This window comes from Spongiibacter sp. C9W, assembly GCF_057370015.1.
In genome coordinates, this window is record NZ_CM170672.1 from 829997 (window position 1) to 844315 (window position 14319).

Annotated in this window: 16 protein-coding genes; 6 read left to right on the forward strand and 10 right to left on the reverse strand. The window is 55.6% G+C overall.

Annotation, left to right across the window (positions count from 1 at the left end; translation table 11 throughout):
• Positions 1-49: 49 nt before the first annotated feature.
• Complete coding sequence (gene cysC / locus AC2Q8J_RS03910; protein WP_027872737.1) at positions 50-661, reverse strand: adenylyl-sulfate kinase; 612 nt, start codon at positions 659-661, stop codon at positions 50-52.
• 168 nt (positions 662-829) lie between these two features.
• On the opposite strand from cysC, the gene AC2Q8J_RS03915 reads away from it, so the two are divergent.
• On the forward strand, positions 830-1711 hold the full coding sequence (locus tag AC2Q8J_RS03915) for a LysR family transcriptional regulator (protein WP_204995641.1): 882 nt from the start codon (positions 830-832) through the stop codon (positions 1709-1711).
• An 8-nt stretch (positions 1712-1719) separates the two neighbouring features.
• On the opposite strand, the gene AC2Q8J_RS03920 is transcribed toward AC2Q8J_RS03915, so the two are convergent.
• The 4 genes from AC2Q8J_RS03920 to AC2Q8J_RS03935 form a co-directional block, all read right to left on the reverse strand.
• Positions 1720-2895 (reverse strand): sulfotransferase family protein, encoded by a 1176-nt coding sequence (locus AC2Q8J_RS03920; protein ID WP_204995642.1) that lies wholly within the window; start codon positions 2893-2895, stop codon positions 1720-1722.
• A gap of 28 nt (positions 2896-2923) precedes the next feature.
• The gene (locus AC2Q8J_RS03925) at positions 2924-4060 is read right to left on the reverse strand and encodes a DUF1214 domain-containing protein (RefSeq protein WP_486452148.1); all 1137 of its coding nucleotides are present in this window, start codon (positions 4058-4060) and stop codon (positions 2924-2926) included.
• A gap of 74 nt (positions 4061-4134) precedes the next feature.
• On the reverse strand, positions 4135-4818 hold the full coding sequence (gene trmH, locus AC2Q8J_RS03930; protein WP_204995643.1) for a tRNA (guanosine(18)-2'-O)-methyltransferase TrmH: 684 nt from the start codon (positions 4816-4818) through the stop codon (positions 4135-4137).
• 25 nt (positions 4819-4843) lie between these two features.
• Positions 4844-5296, reverse strand: a complete 453-nt coding sequence (locus AC2Q8J_RS03935) for a hotdog fold thioesterase (RefSeq protein ID WP_286694945.1) — start codon at positions 5294-5296, stop codon at positions 4844-4846.
• Positions 5297-5395: 99 nt separating this feature from the next.
• Between AC2Q8J_RS03935 and AC2Q8J_RS03940 the strand changes: the two genes are divergently transcribed.
• From AC2Q8J_RS03940 to AC2Q8J_RS03960, 5 genes are all read left to right on the forward strand, one after another.
• Positions 5396-6544 (forward strand): acyl-CoA dehydrogenase family protein, encoded by a 1149-nt coding sequence (locus AC2Q8J_RS03940; protein WP_027872743.1) that lies wholly within the window; start codon positions 5396-5398, stop codon positions 6542-6544.
• A gap of 77 nt (positions 6545-6621) precedes the next feature.
• Positions 6622-7425, forward strand: coding sequence for a PhzF family phenazine biosynthesis protein (locus tag AC2Q8J_RS03945; RefSeq protein ID WP_486452609.1), 804 nt, complete (start codon positions 6622-6624; stop codon positions 7423-7425).
• A gap of 122 nt (positions 7426-7547) precedes the next feature.
• Positions 7548-8822 (forward strand): ergothioneine biosynthesis protein EgtB, encoded by a 1275-nt coding sequence (gene egtB / locus AC2Q8J_RS03950; RefSeq protein ID WP_486452149.1) that lies wholly within the window; start codon positions 7548-7550, stop codon positions 8820-8822.
• Positions 8823-8846: 24 nt separating this feature from the next.
• Positions 8847-9821 carry an L-histidine N(alpha)-methyltransferase gene (gene egtD / locus AC2Q8J_RS03955; RefSeq protein WP_486452150.1) on the forward strand — a complete coding sequence of 325 codons (975 nt, stop codon included), beginning with the start codon at positions 8847-8849 and terminating at the stop codon, positions 9819-9821.
• A 71-nt stretch (positions 9822-9892) separates the two neighbouring features.
• Entirely contained in the window at positions 9893-10564 is a 672-nt protein-coding gene (locus AC2Q8J_RS03960; RefSeq protein ID WP_486452151.1) for an adenosylcobinamide amidohydrolase, read from the forward strand.
• Between the two features lie 33 nt (positions 10565-10597).
• Here AC2Q8J_RS03960 and tadA read toward each other — a convergent pair whose 3' ends face one another.
• The 5 genes from tadA to AC2Q8J_RS03985 all read right to left on the reverse strand — a co-directional run bounded on the left by tadA (position 10598) and on the right by AC2Q8J_RS03985 (position 14305).
• Positions 10598-11107 carry a tRNA adenosine(34) deaminase TadA gene (gene tadA, locus AC2Q8J_RS03965; protein WP_288362613.1) on the reverse strand — a complete coding sequence of 170 codons (510 nt, stop codon included), beginning with the start codon at positions 11105-11107 and terminating at the stop codon, positions 10598-10600.
• Between the two features lie 25 nt (positions 11108-11132).
• Positions 11133-11594 carry a methyltransferase family protein gene (locus AC2Q8J_RS03970; protein ID WP_486452152.1) on the reverse strand — a complete coding sequence of 154 codons (462 nt, stop codon included), beginning with the start codon at positions 11592-11594 and terminating at the stop codon, positions 11133-11135.
• A gap of 40 nt (positions 11595-11634) precedes the next feature.
• A complete protein-coding gene (locus tag AC2Q8J_RS03975) occupies positions 11635-12033 on the reverse strand; it encodes a GFA family protein (protein WP_486452153.1) in 399 nt (132 codons plus the stop codon).
• Between the two features lie 109 nt (positions 12034-12142).
• On the reverse strand, positions 12143-13402 hold the full coding sequence (locus AC2Q8J_RS03980) for an esterase/lipase family protein (RefSeq protein ID WP_486452154.1): 1260 nt from the start codon (positions 13400-13402) through the stop codon (positions 12143-12145).
• A 225-nt stretch (positions 13403-13627) separates the two neighbouring features.
• Complete coding sequence (locus tag AC2Q8J_RS03985; protein WP_486452155.1) at positions 13628-14305, reverse strand: DUF6920 family protein; 678 nt, start codon at positions 14303-14305, stop codon at positions 13628-13630.
• Positions 14306-14319 lie beyond the last annotated feature (14 nt).

Genomic DNA, 14319 nt, shown 5'->3' on the forward strand with positions numbered 1-14319 from the left:
CTCCGTAATTTGGTGGTGTCTTCTCGTTCAGTTGCTGATCAAATTGGGCTTAAATAATGCCGCGCTCTTTCAGCATATTCAGCAGAACCTCTACTTCTTCGTCCAGGCTCAGCTCGTGGCTATTGAGAACCAGTTCTGGGCTTTCCGGTGCCTCGTAGGGGTCATCAATACCAGTGAAGTTTTTGATCTCACCTGCACGGGCTTTCTTATACAGGCCTTTGGGGTCGCGCTCTTCAGCCACTTCCAACGGCACGTTAACGTATACCTCGATGAACGCCATATCGCTCTCGTCATGCAGCGCGCGCACCGCATCGCGATCTTCGCGGTATGGGCTGACAAAACTGCTCAGTACGATTACGCCTGTGTCGACAAATAATTTCGACACTTCACCAATGCGGCGAATATTTTCTGCGCGATCTTCTGCACTAAAGCCCAGGTTCTTATTAATACCCATGCGGATATTGTCGCCATCCAGGCGATAGCAAAGGTGACCCTGCTGCATCAGCGCTTTTTCCAACGCCACGGCAACAGTACTCTTGCCGCTGCCAGACAAACCGGTGAACCACAGCGTGGCACCTTTTTGCTTCAACAGTGCATTGCGGTCTTCACGGCTAACTTCGCCGTCGTGCCAGTGAACATTCGTAGCCTTCACTTCGGTCATGGTGGTCTCCACACTTGAGATAGCGTCAAAAGTAGACCGGCCTAACCGGCCAGTCAGAATTGCCGGCAATGATACGACTGCCCCACCAACAAGTAAAACGGCTTATTGCTATACTCAGTATCGATTTTATCGATAGCGGGAACAGCGCGAACACGCTACGCTTAGCCTATGAACTACAGTCTGCGCCAACTTAGTATCTTCCTCGCCGTCGCCCGCCATGAAAACGTATCCAAGGCCGCGGCTGAGCTTAGCCTGTCTCAATCTGCGGCCAGCGCAGCGCTGCAAGCCTTGGAACGAAACTACGGCGTGTCGCTGTTTGAGCGCCAGGGCAACAAACTATCGTTAAACCCGGTCGGCCACAGCCTGCGCAAAGAGGCGGAAACACTGTACGCGCACGCACAGCAGTTTGAGCAACTGCTGCAACGCCACGGCGAGTTCGGGCACTTGAAGGTCGGCGCCAGCTTTACCATTGGCAACCATCTGGTGGTGCGCTATCTCGCCGACTACCTGAGCCACTACCCCGATGCGGATGTTGAACTCGACACGGCCAATACCCCCGAGATCGTTCAGAAGGTCCTCAATTACGAGGTCGACGTTGGCATGATCGAACGGGAGGTTCAGCACAGAGAGCTGGAGTTGATCCCCTGGATGGAGGATGAGCTGATCGTTTTCTGCAGCGCCGCGCATCCCCTTGCCAAGCAGCAAAGCCTTAGTAACAAAGACATAAAAAGTGCTCGGTGGATTTTGCGCGAACCGGATTCAGGCGCGCGACACACCTTCGACAGAGCACTGGCGGGGCTGCTGCCGGAAATTAATATTTATCGGGAATTTCGCCACAACGAGGCGATAAAAAGCGCCGTGGAGTCGGGCCTGGGTATTGGCTGCCTATCACAGGTGGTACTGCAAAATGACTTTCGCAACGGCACCCTGGTGCCACTTAAATTGGCGCGTCGGGATATGCGCCGCCGCTTTTACTTCGCCCTGCCAAAAAAGCGGCACGAAAAAGCGGCAGTGAACTACTGGATAGAACTCTGCCGCCGCCAACGCTAGTCGCCGCGTTAAAGGTATTTGGCGCGGTAGTCGGCAAACATCTCTTTCAACTGCGACTCGGTAAAACCGAATTGCGCTAGCGTGTACTCATGGGCAGGACGTGCGTCGCGTTTATTGTCCTCACGGTAACGCTCCATGGCATCGCGTGCCTCATCGGTGAATGCCATACCAATAAATTGATACACCGACTCCATGCTCTTCAGCGGGTCGCTAATCGTGTCTTTGTACCACACGTCGAGAAAGGCGTCGGGATATTGCTCCCGTGTTGCCATGGTATGCAGCGTACCCCGGGCGTATTTTTTTGCCCATTGTTCGCCTACCACCGTTGGGTCCACATCGTCGCTACCCATAATCCACAGGTTGTAGTTCATACTGGCTGCCGACGGAATGGTTTGCAGCGGGTCGCGGTGGGTCTGTACGATTTTGGCGTCGGGAAAAACCTTCAACAGCACGGCGATATGATGCAAGTGGTGCGGTGTTTTCAGCAACCAGCGTTCAGCCTGTTGGCCATTGCGTTTTTTCTGCCACTGCAAAAACTGCAGCATACGCTTCAAATACTCATAGGCTGGCGTATTGTCGTGGCTGTCGTTCCACTCCCCGTAACTGGGAACATTGCAAAACGCGTCGGGGATCGTGCTGTAAAAGCTGTGCTCCAGCAGCAAAATATCCTCATCGGCACCCACCGGATCCATGGGGTGAATGGCCGCGATCTCTGGGTTAGCCTCCAGCATCGCTGCAATCTCCTGCTCTGCCGAAGTAATCCTTGGGTCCTTGCCGCTAAAATCCCAATCCAGCGCTGGCGCGGGGTTACGCACTTCATACCAAAGTGGCGCGTAGAAGCGCTGGTCACTGGCCAAAATGCGATGGGTGTATGTCGATCCCGTGCGCTGCAAACCGATAATCACCACCGGTGACAGCACTTTCTCGTCGAGGATCTCCGGGTGCTTGCTAATCCAGGCTTCCATTCTCAGACGGTTAATCAAAATATTAAGAATGCGTTGATACTGCCCGAAGCGGCCGGCAGCATTGAGCTTGGCTTCTTCGTTTAACGCCTTTACCAACACCGCCATTGGCTCGCGAAATGACTCGTCGCCAAAATCGCGTAAACCGCCCGTTGCCTCGGTGGCTGCTTGTAAAAGCGAATCAACACTGAGATCCACCTGCGGAATTGCCTGCTCTGTCATGGTGCTTTCCTTACTCGTTTCGCGATTGTTATTGTAGTGTGTTGATTTTTACCACGCTGCAGCGCGGGTCGGTGATGTATGCTGCACCAATCCAGCGAAAGGCCATGGTGCCCTCTCGGTGCCCCGTGGTATCTAACCAATTCGCGCAGCCCGGATCGCGAGCCGCGACGACTATGCGCACGCTGCCATCGTCGCGATACTGCGCGGTATGTTTATTTACATGAATATCGACGTAGCGGTATTCCAGCGACTCCATCCAGTAATTGTTAAGCTGGAAATTCCAGTTGTCGCAATCGGGAATATCGTCGACTTCGATCACGAGCGCTTCATCGTCTGCCAGACAAAAATAGCCGTGGTAGTAATAGATATTGGGGTCGCCACCCAGTTTTTGGCAGTAGGCTTGGTCGGCGGCAGGAAGGCTATTGGGCTGCGCTTTAAAGCCCTCGGCCCAGTCGGCGAACAAGGTAGCGGTACCCTTGACAAAGGCCGCCGTGCTGCGCAGTTTTTGAGCGAACTCTGCAGCGTCCAGGGGCGCTGGCTTAACGCCGTCGCGGTTGAGGCGCTCAATAATCAGGTCTGCCGCGACTTCGGTTTTCCGGTCAAGAAACGTCTGGCGCACCAGCACCGCCACGGTGTCCTCGGTGATCGCCAACCAATTCCCGGGGTGAGGTTTACGGGACAGAATAATGTCGATGCTGCCATCGTCATTCACTTCCAAACCGCCATGGGTATCCAGCGCCGCGACCGAGCGCATATTGCCGTCTTCTTCCTCATAGCCGCCAGCAATCGCGATGAAGCCCAGATACGCGACACTGCCGCGGCTTCCGCGAATTCGATAGTCGTGAGCGCCATTGATCTCGGCACGTTGATAGTAGTTATCCGGGTTGTCCGCACCAATTTTGGCGGTTTCGTGCGAGGGGCGATAAAAGTCGGGGAAGTCCGGATCACTGCACTCGACAAACATATCCAGTGCAATGCGCGTTAAGCGCGTGAGATAGCGCCATCCTTCGGCACGGTGCAGGGCATCTTGCGGGGCTTCAGGACGCAAAATCTGCTGGCCAGCATCTTTGAGTTGATCGCAGAATTCCGCCCAAAGCTCTCCGCTCATTACCGCATCCATCTCAGCGTTTACCGGGCTACCATTCGCCTTAGCATTATCAGTCATCGTGCTCTCCCATTATTATGGCAGGCACTATGGCGTTAAATGGCAACGGTAGGCATCACCCAGAGGGATGAAAATCAGCCTTCACGAATGCGCTTATACCACTGTGCAGGCTCGGCGATTTCACCATCTTGCTCGCGCAACGCCGGGTAGTCCAAGCCGTTCTCACGACAAAAGTCGCGCACTTGCGGATGAGCCCATTCAAACAGGGTTTGCCGGTAGGTCTGTTCATCCAGTCGGGGTCGATCGTACAAACCCTGCTGGTCGCGCTGATACTGCGCCTCCGAAAGGATAATGCCCGCCGCCACCGACACATTGTACGACTGCACCATGCCCATCATCGGAATCGTGATGTGCGCATCAGCCAGGGCGCACGCTTCAGCGCTTACGCCCCGCTTTTCCGCCCCCAGTAATATCGCCGTGGGCCGGGTGTAGTCGGGTTGGCGGTAATCCACCGAGTCTGCGTCAAGGTGGGCGGCAAGGACCTGATAACCATCGCCCTGAAGCCCTGTAATCAACGCCGCAATATCCCGGTGGCGGCGCACCGCTACCCAGCTGTGGCTGCCCATTGCCGTGCCGCGGAAAGCCTTGTAGTCCTTATCGTCGATTACTGCGTGCATTTCCGCGATGCCCGCCGCATCGGCGGTGCGTACTATCGCTGATAAATTACGCCCTTTGTGGACATTATCGGTGATGACCGTCAAATCAGGCTGGCGACGATCCAGCACGGCTCTGAGCCGTTGGTAGCGTTCCGGGGTCATGGTAGATACACGTCAAAAGCCGCCATTATACCTGCATATCAATCACGGCCATGGTCAACCGTGAGATACAGATATCACGCTGTTGCTCGTCGCAGATGCGAATATCCCAAACGTGGGTGGTGCGGCCAATATGAATGGGCTTGGCAACCGCCGTTACGCGGCCGCTTACCACTTTGCGCAGATGGTTGGCATTGATATCCAAACCGACGCAGGCCTTACCGGGTTCTGCAGCCATCATCGCGGCCATACTCCCCACTGTTTCGGCCAGTACCACGGACGCCCCGCCGTGAAGAATACCCATTGGCTGGTGGGTTCTGTGGTCCACCGGCATGCTGGCTGTCAACGAGTCTTCTGCAATCGCCTCAATGCGAATATCCAACACCTCGGCAATGGTGTTTTTCATCATCTCATTGGCTTTTTCAACATCACTATTTTGCTTCCACAAGGTCACGTTTTTCTCCTTTTGTACTACATCCAAGCCCTTTTCCTGCGCGTATGCGGAGCTAGTGGCTTTTAAAGTTTTCCCTGTTAACATGTAGGAAAATAAGGTCAAAATCTATCACAAAGGAGGTCAGCCATGAGCGGCATGCCACGATATATTTACGAAGAAGAACATGAAATGTTCCGCAACTCAGTGCGTAAATTCTTGGAAACTGAGGCAGCGCCCTACCACGCCCAGTGGGAAAAAGATGGCCATGTCGACCGTCAGTTGTGGATTAAAGCCGGCGAGCAAGGCTTCCTTAGCCCCACCGTGGCAGAGGAATACGGCGGCGTCGGCGCAGATTTCCGCTACAACGCCATTGTCGACGAAGAAGTGGGCCGCAGTGGCCTGACTGGTATTGGCTGGGGCTTGCACTCTGATATCGCCGTTCCCTACATCATCAGCTACGGCAACGAGGCACAGAAAGAGAAGTATTTGCCCAAATGCGTGAGCGGCGAAATCATTACCGCCATCGCCATGACAGAGCCCGGTGCCGGCTCCGACCTGCAGGGCATTAAAACCACTGCCGTAAAAGATGGTGACGACTACATTATCAACGGCTCCAAAACCTTCATCACTAACGGGCAGCTCTCTGACCTGGTGATTGTGGTTGCCAAAACCGACCCCAGCGCTGGCGCCAAGGGCGTTAGCTTGTTTTTGGTGGAGTCGGGAACACCCGGATTTAGCAAAGGTGCAAACCTAGAGAAGGTGGGCATGAAGGCTCAGGACACCTCCGAGCTGTTCTTCCAGGATGTGCGCGTCTCCAAAGACCAGCTCCTTGGCGAAGAAGGCATGGGCTTTGTGTATCTCATGCAGGACCTGCCGCAGGAGCGCTTGAGCGTTGCCATTAACGCCGTTGCCAATGCTAAGTCGGTGTTGGAACAAACTGTCGAGTACGTAAAAGAGCGCAAAGCTTTCGGCAAGAGTATCGCCACCTTCCAGAATACCCAGTTCAAGCTGGCGGAGATGGATACCGACATTACGGTGGCCGAAGCCTATATGGATCGCTGCCTGGAGCTTCATATCAACAAGCAGTTCGACTCCGTCGCTGCCGCGAAATGCAAGCTGATGGCCACCGACCTGCAATGCAAGGTCATTGATGAGTGCCTGCAATTGCACGGCGGTTACGGCTTCATGTGGGAGTACCCAGTGGCGCGTGCATTTGCTGACTCGCGCGTGCAGCGCATCTATGCGGGCACCAACGAGATTATGAAGCTCATCATCGGTCGCGAGCTCGTTAAATAACAGCCTACCGCTCGGGGCTGCACCAGTGGCCCCGAGCGGTATTTGCCCTTCGCAAGAAGATCACCCACACTTTGACGATGCGCTCGTCAATCACATCACTCCCTCCCCAACTGATTCACGCATTTACCGGCCCCAACTGTGCCGGCAATCCAGCCTGGGTCGTACCCGTTCAGCCAACGGCAGACATTCACGCAACGGCAGCGCAATACCTTGCTCGGCCCGGCGCGACGGCGTGTGCGCTTTTGCTGCCCGCTACCCATCGCAACAGCTCTATCACGCTTCGCAGCTTCGGCCCTTCTGGGGAAATTCAGCTCTGTGGGCACGCCCTGCTCTGTGCTGCCCACTGGTTGTGGTCACACGGTAAGCAAGAGCCATTGCATTTCGATCTCCCTGCCTGTCAGCAACGCATTCGCGCCACGCGATTACGCGATGAAACGTGCCTGGCGCTGCCCAGTAATAATTACCGGCTTTGCAACCCACCTGAGGGACTGGCAACGCTGATCGGGCAACGGATATTGCGGTGCGCACGAAGCACTTCTCTGCCCGGCAGCCTTATCGTCGAGTTGCACAGTGAATCAGCCGTGCAAGACGTGCAGCTCAACGCCACAGCACTTATGCAGCTAACAACAGACTGCGTACTGATAACGGCCAGAAGTCATCGACCGGGCATTGATGTCGTCAGCCGCTACTTCACACCCGCATACGGCGCCCTTGAGGACCCTGCCACAGGTTCAGCTCACTGTTTAATTGCCAATTGGTGGCGCGGACGATTGGGCTCACGCCCACTACGCTGCTGGCAGGCATCGCCACAGGGCGGCTGGCTGAAAGCCCAACATATGGGTAGTTCAACACGCATATGGGGAAAGTGCTCTACACTGTAACCAATGTGTAGCGTTGGCAGGTGACTATTTAGAAAGTGGTTATTTAGCAAGTGGCTAGTTGTAAGTGTTGCTAGTGACTAAGTTACCCCTATAACAGAAGAGCGACCCCGCGGGAGCAACGAATGCTCGATCACCCTAGGTCGGATCACGGCGACCTTGCAGAACCTACATCGCTTGAGCACCGGTACCAGCGATGCCGCGACGAAACCCTTGCGCTCGTTGCGAGCTTGAGTGATGAAGACTGCCAGTTGCAATCCATGCCCGATGCCAGCCCGGCCAAATGGCATCTGGCACACAGCAGTTGGTTCTTTGAAACCTTTATCTTGCAAGCCCAATTACCGGATTATCAGCCCTTCCATCCCAGTTACGCCGAACTGTTTAATAGCTACTACAACGCGATTGGCAAACAGTTTAGTCGCCCCCATCGCGGCCTGCTGTCGCGGCCTTCACTCGCTGACATTACGCGTTATCGCGCCCACGTCGATCACCATATCCGTGCCCTTATACGCGGTCCTCAGCACGACCCCGGCCCCTTGCTGATCTTGGGCATCCAGCACGAAAAGCAGCACCAGGAGTTGCTGCTTATGGACATCAAACATGCCTTTCATCAAAACCCGCTGTACCCGGCCTATCAGCCAATCCCAACCAACACTGTGGCGTCGCAACACACAGCGCTCAGTTGGTCATGTTTTGACGGCGGGCTGGTCTGTATCGGCGACACCGGCAGCGAATTCAGCTTCGACAACGAGCGCCCCCAGCACAAGGTTTGGCTTAACCCCTTCGAGCTTGCCAACCGGCCGGTAAGCAACGGTGAATTCGCCGAGTTTATTGCCGATGGGGGCTACCAACGACCAGAGCACTGGTTATCCGATGGTTGGGCACAACTGCAAGACACCGGGCGAGGTGCACCGCACTACTGGCATCTGCGTGATGACCAGTGGTGGGAGTTCAGCCTGGCAGGCCTACACCCTCTGCAAGCCGCCTCTTCGGCCTGCCACCTGAATTTTTATGAAGCCACCGCCTACGCTCACTGGGCGGGCGCCCGCCTGCCTACCGAGCAGGAATGGGAACATGCTAGTCGCGCCCTTCCAGTAGCAGGACACTTTGCAAACCGCGCCCGCTATCACCCAGAGGCAGCTCAGCACACCCCATTGGCGCAAATGTTTGGCGATGTCTGGGAATGGACAAACAGCAGTTACCTACCCTACCCGGGGTTCACGCCCTTTGCTGGCGACGCGGGGGAATACAACGGCAAATTCATGTCTGGCCAATTCGTATTACGCGGGGGCTCCTGCCTCAGCCCCGACGACCATCTTCGCCACAGCTACCGCAATTTTTTCTACCCACACCAATATTGGCAATGCGCGGGCCTACGACTCGCTCGCGACCTGACATAAACCATAATGACAACAGGGACTGCTATGCCTTCTACACTCGCCAAAGAACGCACGCTGGACGACCAATACCACACCTTTTTACACGACGTTATTCACGGCCTGCGACAAGCTCAGAAGACCCTGCCCTGCAAGTATTTTTACGACGCTCGCGGCTCGCGCCTATTCGAAGAAATTTGCCTGCTCGACGAATATTACCTAACCCGTACCGAATACAGCATCCTGCGCAGTAGCGGTAAGAGTATCGCCGAGGCGCTAAGCACCTACACCGAAATCATTGAGCCTGGCGCCGGCAGTTGCCAAAAAGTACAGCTGCTACTCAAACAGTTACCGACTTTACCTCGCTACATTCCGCTGGAGATATCCGTAGACGCCCTGGAGCACGCGATCACAACCTTGAAAGAGCGCTTCCCCGCATTGCGGGTTCACCCAGTTGCCGGAGACTTCACCGCCCAGGCCTGCCTCGATGAAGTCAGCACGCTTTGCCAGTCTGGCCGCCGCCTCGTGTTCTTTCCCGGCTCGACCATCGGCAACTTTAACCGCACTGAAGCACTGGGCGTACTCCGCTCACTAAAAGCCCTGGCTGGCCCATCAGGTGCATTGCTGTTAGGCGCCGACCTGATAAAAGATCGACAGCGGCTGCTGGCCGCCTATGACGACAAGCGCGGTGTCACGGCAGAGTTCAACAAGAATATTCTGCGGCGCATTAATCACGATTTGAACGCCAACTTCGATGTTGACGATGGCTTTAAACACCGGGCCATCTTCAACGAAGGACTCAGCCGTATCGAAATGCAGCTGGTCGCCTGCCGAGAGCAAACCGTTAACGTGGCAGGTGAAAAGATGGACTTTCACCGCGGCGAGGTCATCCATACGGAAAATTCGCATAAGTACAGCGAACAAAGTATTGCCGAGTTGGCATCAGCGGCAGATATGGAAATTCACCGGGTCTGGAAAGACCCTCAAGGTGACTTTGGCGTATTCTTACTCGGCCAGAAATAAGCGCACAAATCCTTGAGACGCTGTGCGCCTTCACTGACAATACCTGCCTCAAAATACTCGGCAGATTGATCTTGGAAACACCCAGCGACAATTGGCGGTCTCACACTAGCTCGGCTCACTTTACACTGCAGTGGCCCGAGCCACGACCGTGTTTAAGCTCAGCAGTATTGAATGGCGGGCTGGTCAGCGCGCGGTCACTAATCAACCTGCGCGTCGAGCGCGACGCCAATGTCCCTTTGCACACCCCGGAACATAGTCTCCAGCAAGCTCAGCAGCGCCTTCAACTTCCCGACACCTGTGTCGGTATGATGACCGCAGCCTCAATGGCGTCACTGCGCCAGTCACACAGCCACATCTACGGGGAAGCGCTTGCTGTTTATGTTAGCTGCGGACTGAGCAACGCTCGCCGCGCCGGCGACCCCTGCGACTGGAAGCCCACCCAAGCCATGCCTGTCGGCACCATCAACAGCGTTGTTATCGCCGACCTGAGTTTTTCAACGGCGGGCATGGTGGAGCTCCACGGCTTGATCAGCGAAGCCAAGGCTGCGGTGCTGCAAGACATGAATATCCGCAGCCCGGTATCAGGGCAAATTGCCACAGGAACCGGCACCGACGCCTGCGCAATAATTAGTGGTAGCGGCGCTCCTGTGCGTTGGCTGGGAAAACACACTGACATTGGCGAGCACATTGCCCGCCAGTATATGGATGCACTGCGCAGCAGTATCGACGCCTTCTATTGCTAGCAATCGCAATTGTTCGCACACGGAACTGCCCGATTACTCGCCGCTACTTGCCTTCGCCGCGCGCTTTGCTATTTTTTTCTCTTCGCGGCGGCGCGCGAAAAAAGCCTGCACTTGCGCGCTTGCCTGCTCAGCCAGCACGCCGCCCTGCCACTGAACCCGGTGATTCATTTGCGCTTGATCAAATAACTGCAAATGGCTACTCACCGCCCCTGCCTTAGGCTCACTGGCGCCAAACACCAGTCGCGCCACCCGGCTGTGAATGATCGCGCCCGCGCACATAGCGCAGGGCTCAATGGTGACGTATAAGGTCGCGCCCGGCAGGCGGTAATTTTCAACGTTAGCGGCGGCCTGGCGCAGCGCAATAATCTCCGCATGGGCGCAGGGATCATGCCCGGAAATCGGGCTGTTATAGCCCTCACCCAAGACAACGCCGTCACGTACCACCAACGCACCAACCGGCACCTCATTGAGTTTTTCCGCACGCTCTGCCAATAACAGGGCTTGTTGCATCCAGTATTCGTCGTCGTGCAAAGCTTCTAACACCCTTATATTTATCGTGGCAACACCGCTACAACCAGCGGCGAACCCGGCGTTTGTAGTCTAAGAATTCACTGCCAAAAATCTGTTCTAAAGCGCGCTCTTCCGGACGAATTTGGAAATGCTGAATATAGGCAATAAACAGCGGCAGTCCCAACAGGGCCCATAGCGACGACAAAAACACCGCCCAAGCCAACAAAAATAACGCAAAGCCAACATACATTGGATTGCGGGTGTAGCGGTAAATACCTGTGTCGACCAGTGCCGAGGCTGATTCAGGCTTCAAGGGATTCACCGTCGTTTTTGCGCGCCGAAATGACATCACCCCACCAAGAGAGAATCCAGCGCCCAGCAGATAACACAGAGCCACCAGAGCAAGCCTCGTCGTGTTATCAACGGGCATATTCGGCGTCGCCTCAGCGAGCCCCCACATAGCAGTGGCCACCAATAGGGCCACTGCTGGCGGCGGTATTTTATTCTCTAAGCCTTTCACTCAATATCATCCTTCGTGATAGAGATTATGGCGACGTATTCTACCCCGGCAGCGTCTCGAACGCCTGCAACTGTTCTAAATCGGCATCCCAGGACGCGCGGCTACGCGTAAACAAATGGGCATTGGGGCGCTGTTGTAGCGGCTCATCTACGCTTCCCGCTGGTACCACCAACAGCTCCCCCGCAAGCTGCAGCGATGGCAGCGCCGAGCCACAACGACTGCAAAAACTTTTACAATGACGACTCCCCGCTAAGGTGAAGCTCGTTACCAATGCCTCTCCCTTACGCCACGTTAGCTGCCCGCCATGGGAAAACAGATTTGCCGCGTGGGCTGACCCGGTATCCTTTTGGCAATGGCGACAATGGCACAGGAAAAAATGGTCGAATTTTCCCTCGACTGTGTACTGCACTTCGCCACACAGGCACGACCCACTTATCATCACAACACTCCCTTTGTTATGGCGGGGCGGGGGCAAATAAATACCGCCGGCCCCAATACTCGGCGCAAGACCGTTCATTTCAAGGCCAATTAGTTCAAGGCCACCCAGTTCAACTCAAGCGCAGCCACTCTTTCAATTGGTCGGCAACGCGAGCGTCACTGAGCATACTCAAATGATCCAGCTGACAAAACACCCGCTGCCGGTCTGCGGCAAAGCCTAGCGTTTTTGCCCCCAGCGGGTGTCTCCCCAAAGCGCTATCGGGGTGCACCAAACCATCACTGCGCTGCAGGTAGCCCGCCGACGACCGAGACAGTGTCCCGGCAATTGCGTAATGGTCAATGCCCGGTGGAAGCATGAGCGGCACCCGATGATCGGCATTGTCCTGATGTTCGTCATACAACTGCCAATCGGCGTCGACAATATTTCCATGGCGCAGGTCTGTAATGCCGTCGCTGCGAATGCGGCCCAGCGCAGCAAGCGGCGCAGTATAGGGACTGAATGCCATTGCTCTCTGCAGCCAATAGCCGCCCCGCTCCAACGCAGAGCCGTGGTGGGGTGTACCGATGTACACCACCTTATCCAAAAGCTGTGGCCACCGCTGCGCGTGTTCAAGAGCGCTGTGCATTGCGCTGCGCAGTACCAGCCCGCCCATGCTGAAGCCCACGGCGGTTATCGACTGAACCGGAACAGGCCAGCGCTCGACAAGCCCCTCAAGGTGTTGGGCAAGCTCACGCCCATTTTGTGAAATATGTTTACCGCTGTTGTAACGCACAAACACCGGACTGTAGCCATACTCCTTAGCCAGCATATGTCCGTGGTTGTGCTGCTTCGCTGTCCACTCCAATTCATTCATGCACAGACCATGGGCCAGCAATAAAATATGGCCACCCGCGGTAAACTCGCTGTCGCTCAGGGCCGCGGCACTGGGGTATATCTCAACGGATCTGCGGCAGGTTTCAAATAATGCGGCGCCAGGGGCATCACGTGGCGGCGCGTCCGGCCCCAGCATCACTCTCAGCGTCATTGGGGTCGCTAAGGGGTTGCCACTGCGATGCAGGTGGTCGCCGCATACGCCGTTAAGCGCCGCAATCACTGCCGCTCGATGCGGCCCGGGGGGAAAGTGTCCATCTAAATAATTTCTCAGTGGTGACAGCGCCACATCAGTGGTGCTGCGAACCCCGCCGTTAACGCCGCGAATCACTCGATGCACCAAGCCCGCAATACCGGGAGCAGGCCCCTCTGGCGCGCGACCAAATGGCAGCGGTGTCGCGCTGATATTACGGTACATCTGCTCTACGATGGTATTCACACCGTCTACGCTATCAAAAGCGAGCCGCGCCGCGCCGTGGAGGACTTTTCCTGTTTTCATTGCCTGCTCTCTTCAGTGGTCACTTGCATGGTTTGCTACACCACTTTGCTCAATAATTGACCACTGCGACTATACGCCTTGACCGACAAGTGTCAATACATTTGTATATACACTCGTATATTACAAATCAGCCTGCAAAATATACTGCACATCCGTCAACTCACCTTGCCAAACCTCTTCCACCCCTTGAGGGACGTGCCAAGCGGCACTGGCAGACGTCGGCACTCACATACCTGAGCGGCGTTGGTAATGGCAAAAGCGCCCCTCCCAGGGGCGTTTCTCATAGCCATCGTTAACCCAGCAAAACCGTTCGGGGGTGGGCACCCGCGTGACCTCCCCTTCAGAATTAAAGTGAAAGCGCATGCTCACCGTGTGGCCGCCATCATCGAGTACTGCGACAGCCGAGCCCTTTTCCCCCTCCTGCCACACCAGACAATCGCTTGGTAAAAGCGCCTGTGGATACCAAACCGCTTCAGCCAAATACCGTTGAAGCGCTGCTTCGGCATGCTCATTGCTACCGCCGGCGTGGGCCAAAGGCAGCCCTATAAAATTCAGCTTGGAATAGGCTGCGCCGTCATAGTAGCTATCACGAATTTTTAGTGTGAACCCGAGGGCCAATTGCAGTGTTGCCTGCCAGTCAAAGCCCGGAAACACCAATGTGGAGTGCTGCTGTGCAGAGAATGCCCACCAACGTTGACGGTTCACATCACTGCGCAAACGCCCACGCTGTTGTAATCGCACTGCCGCGTAGTCGCGGGATGCAGTCCCAAAACAGCGATCAAAATAGCGCTCGACAACTGCAGGCAAGGCCGCGTCTACTGGTCGCGAGTGCGGCATTTTTTTATGAGACGCAGCGGCATTTAACAGCTGCCGACGGCGGGCATTCGCTGTAAAAGCAAACATACTCTCAAGCCTCC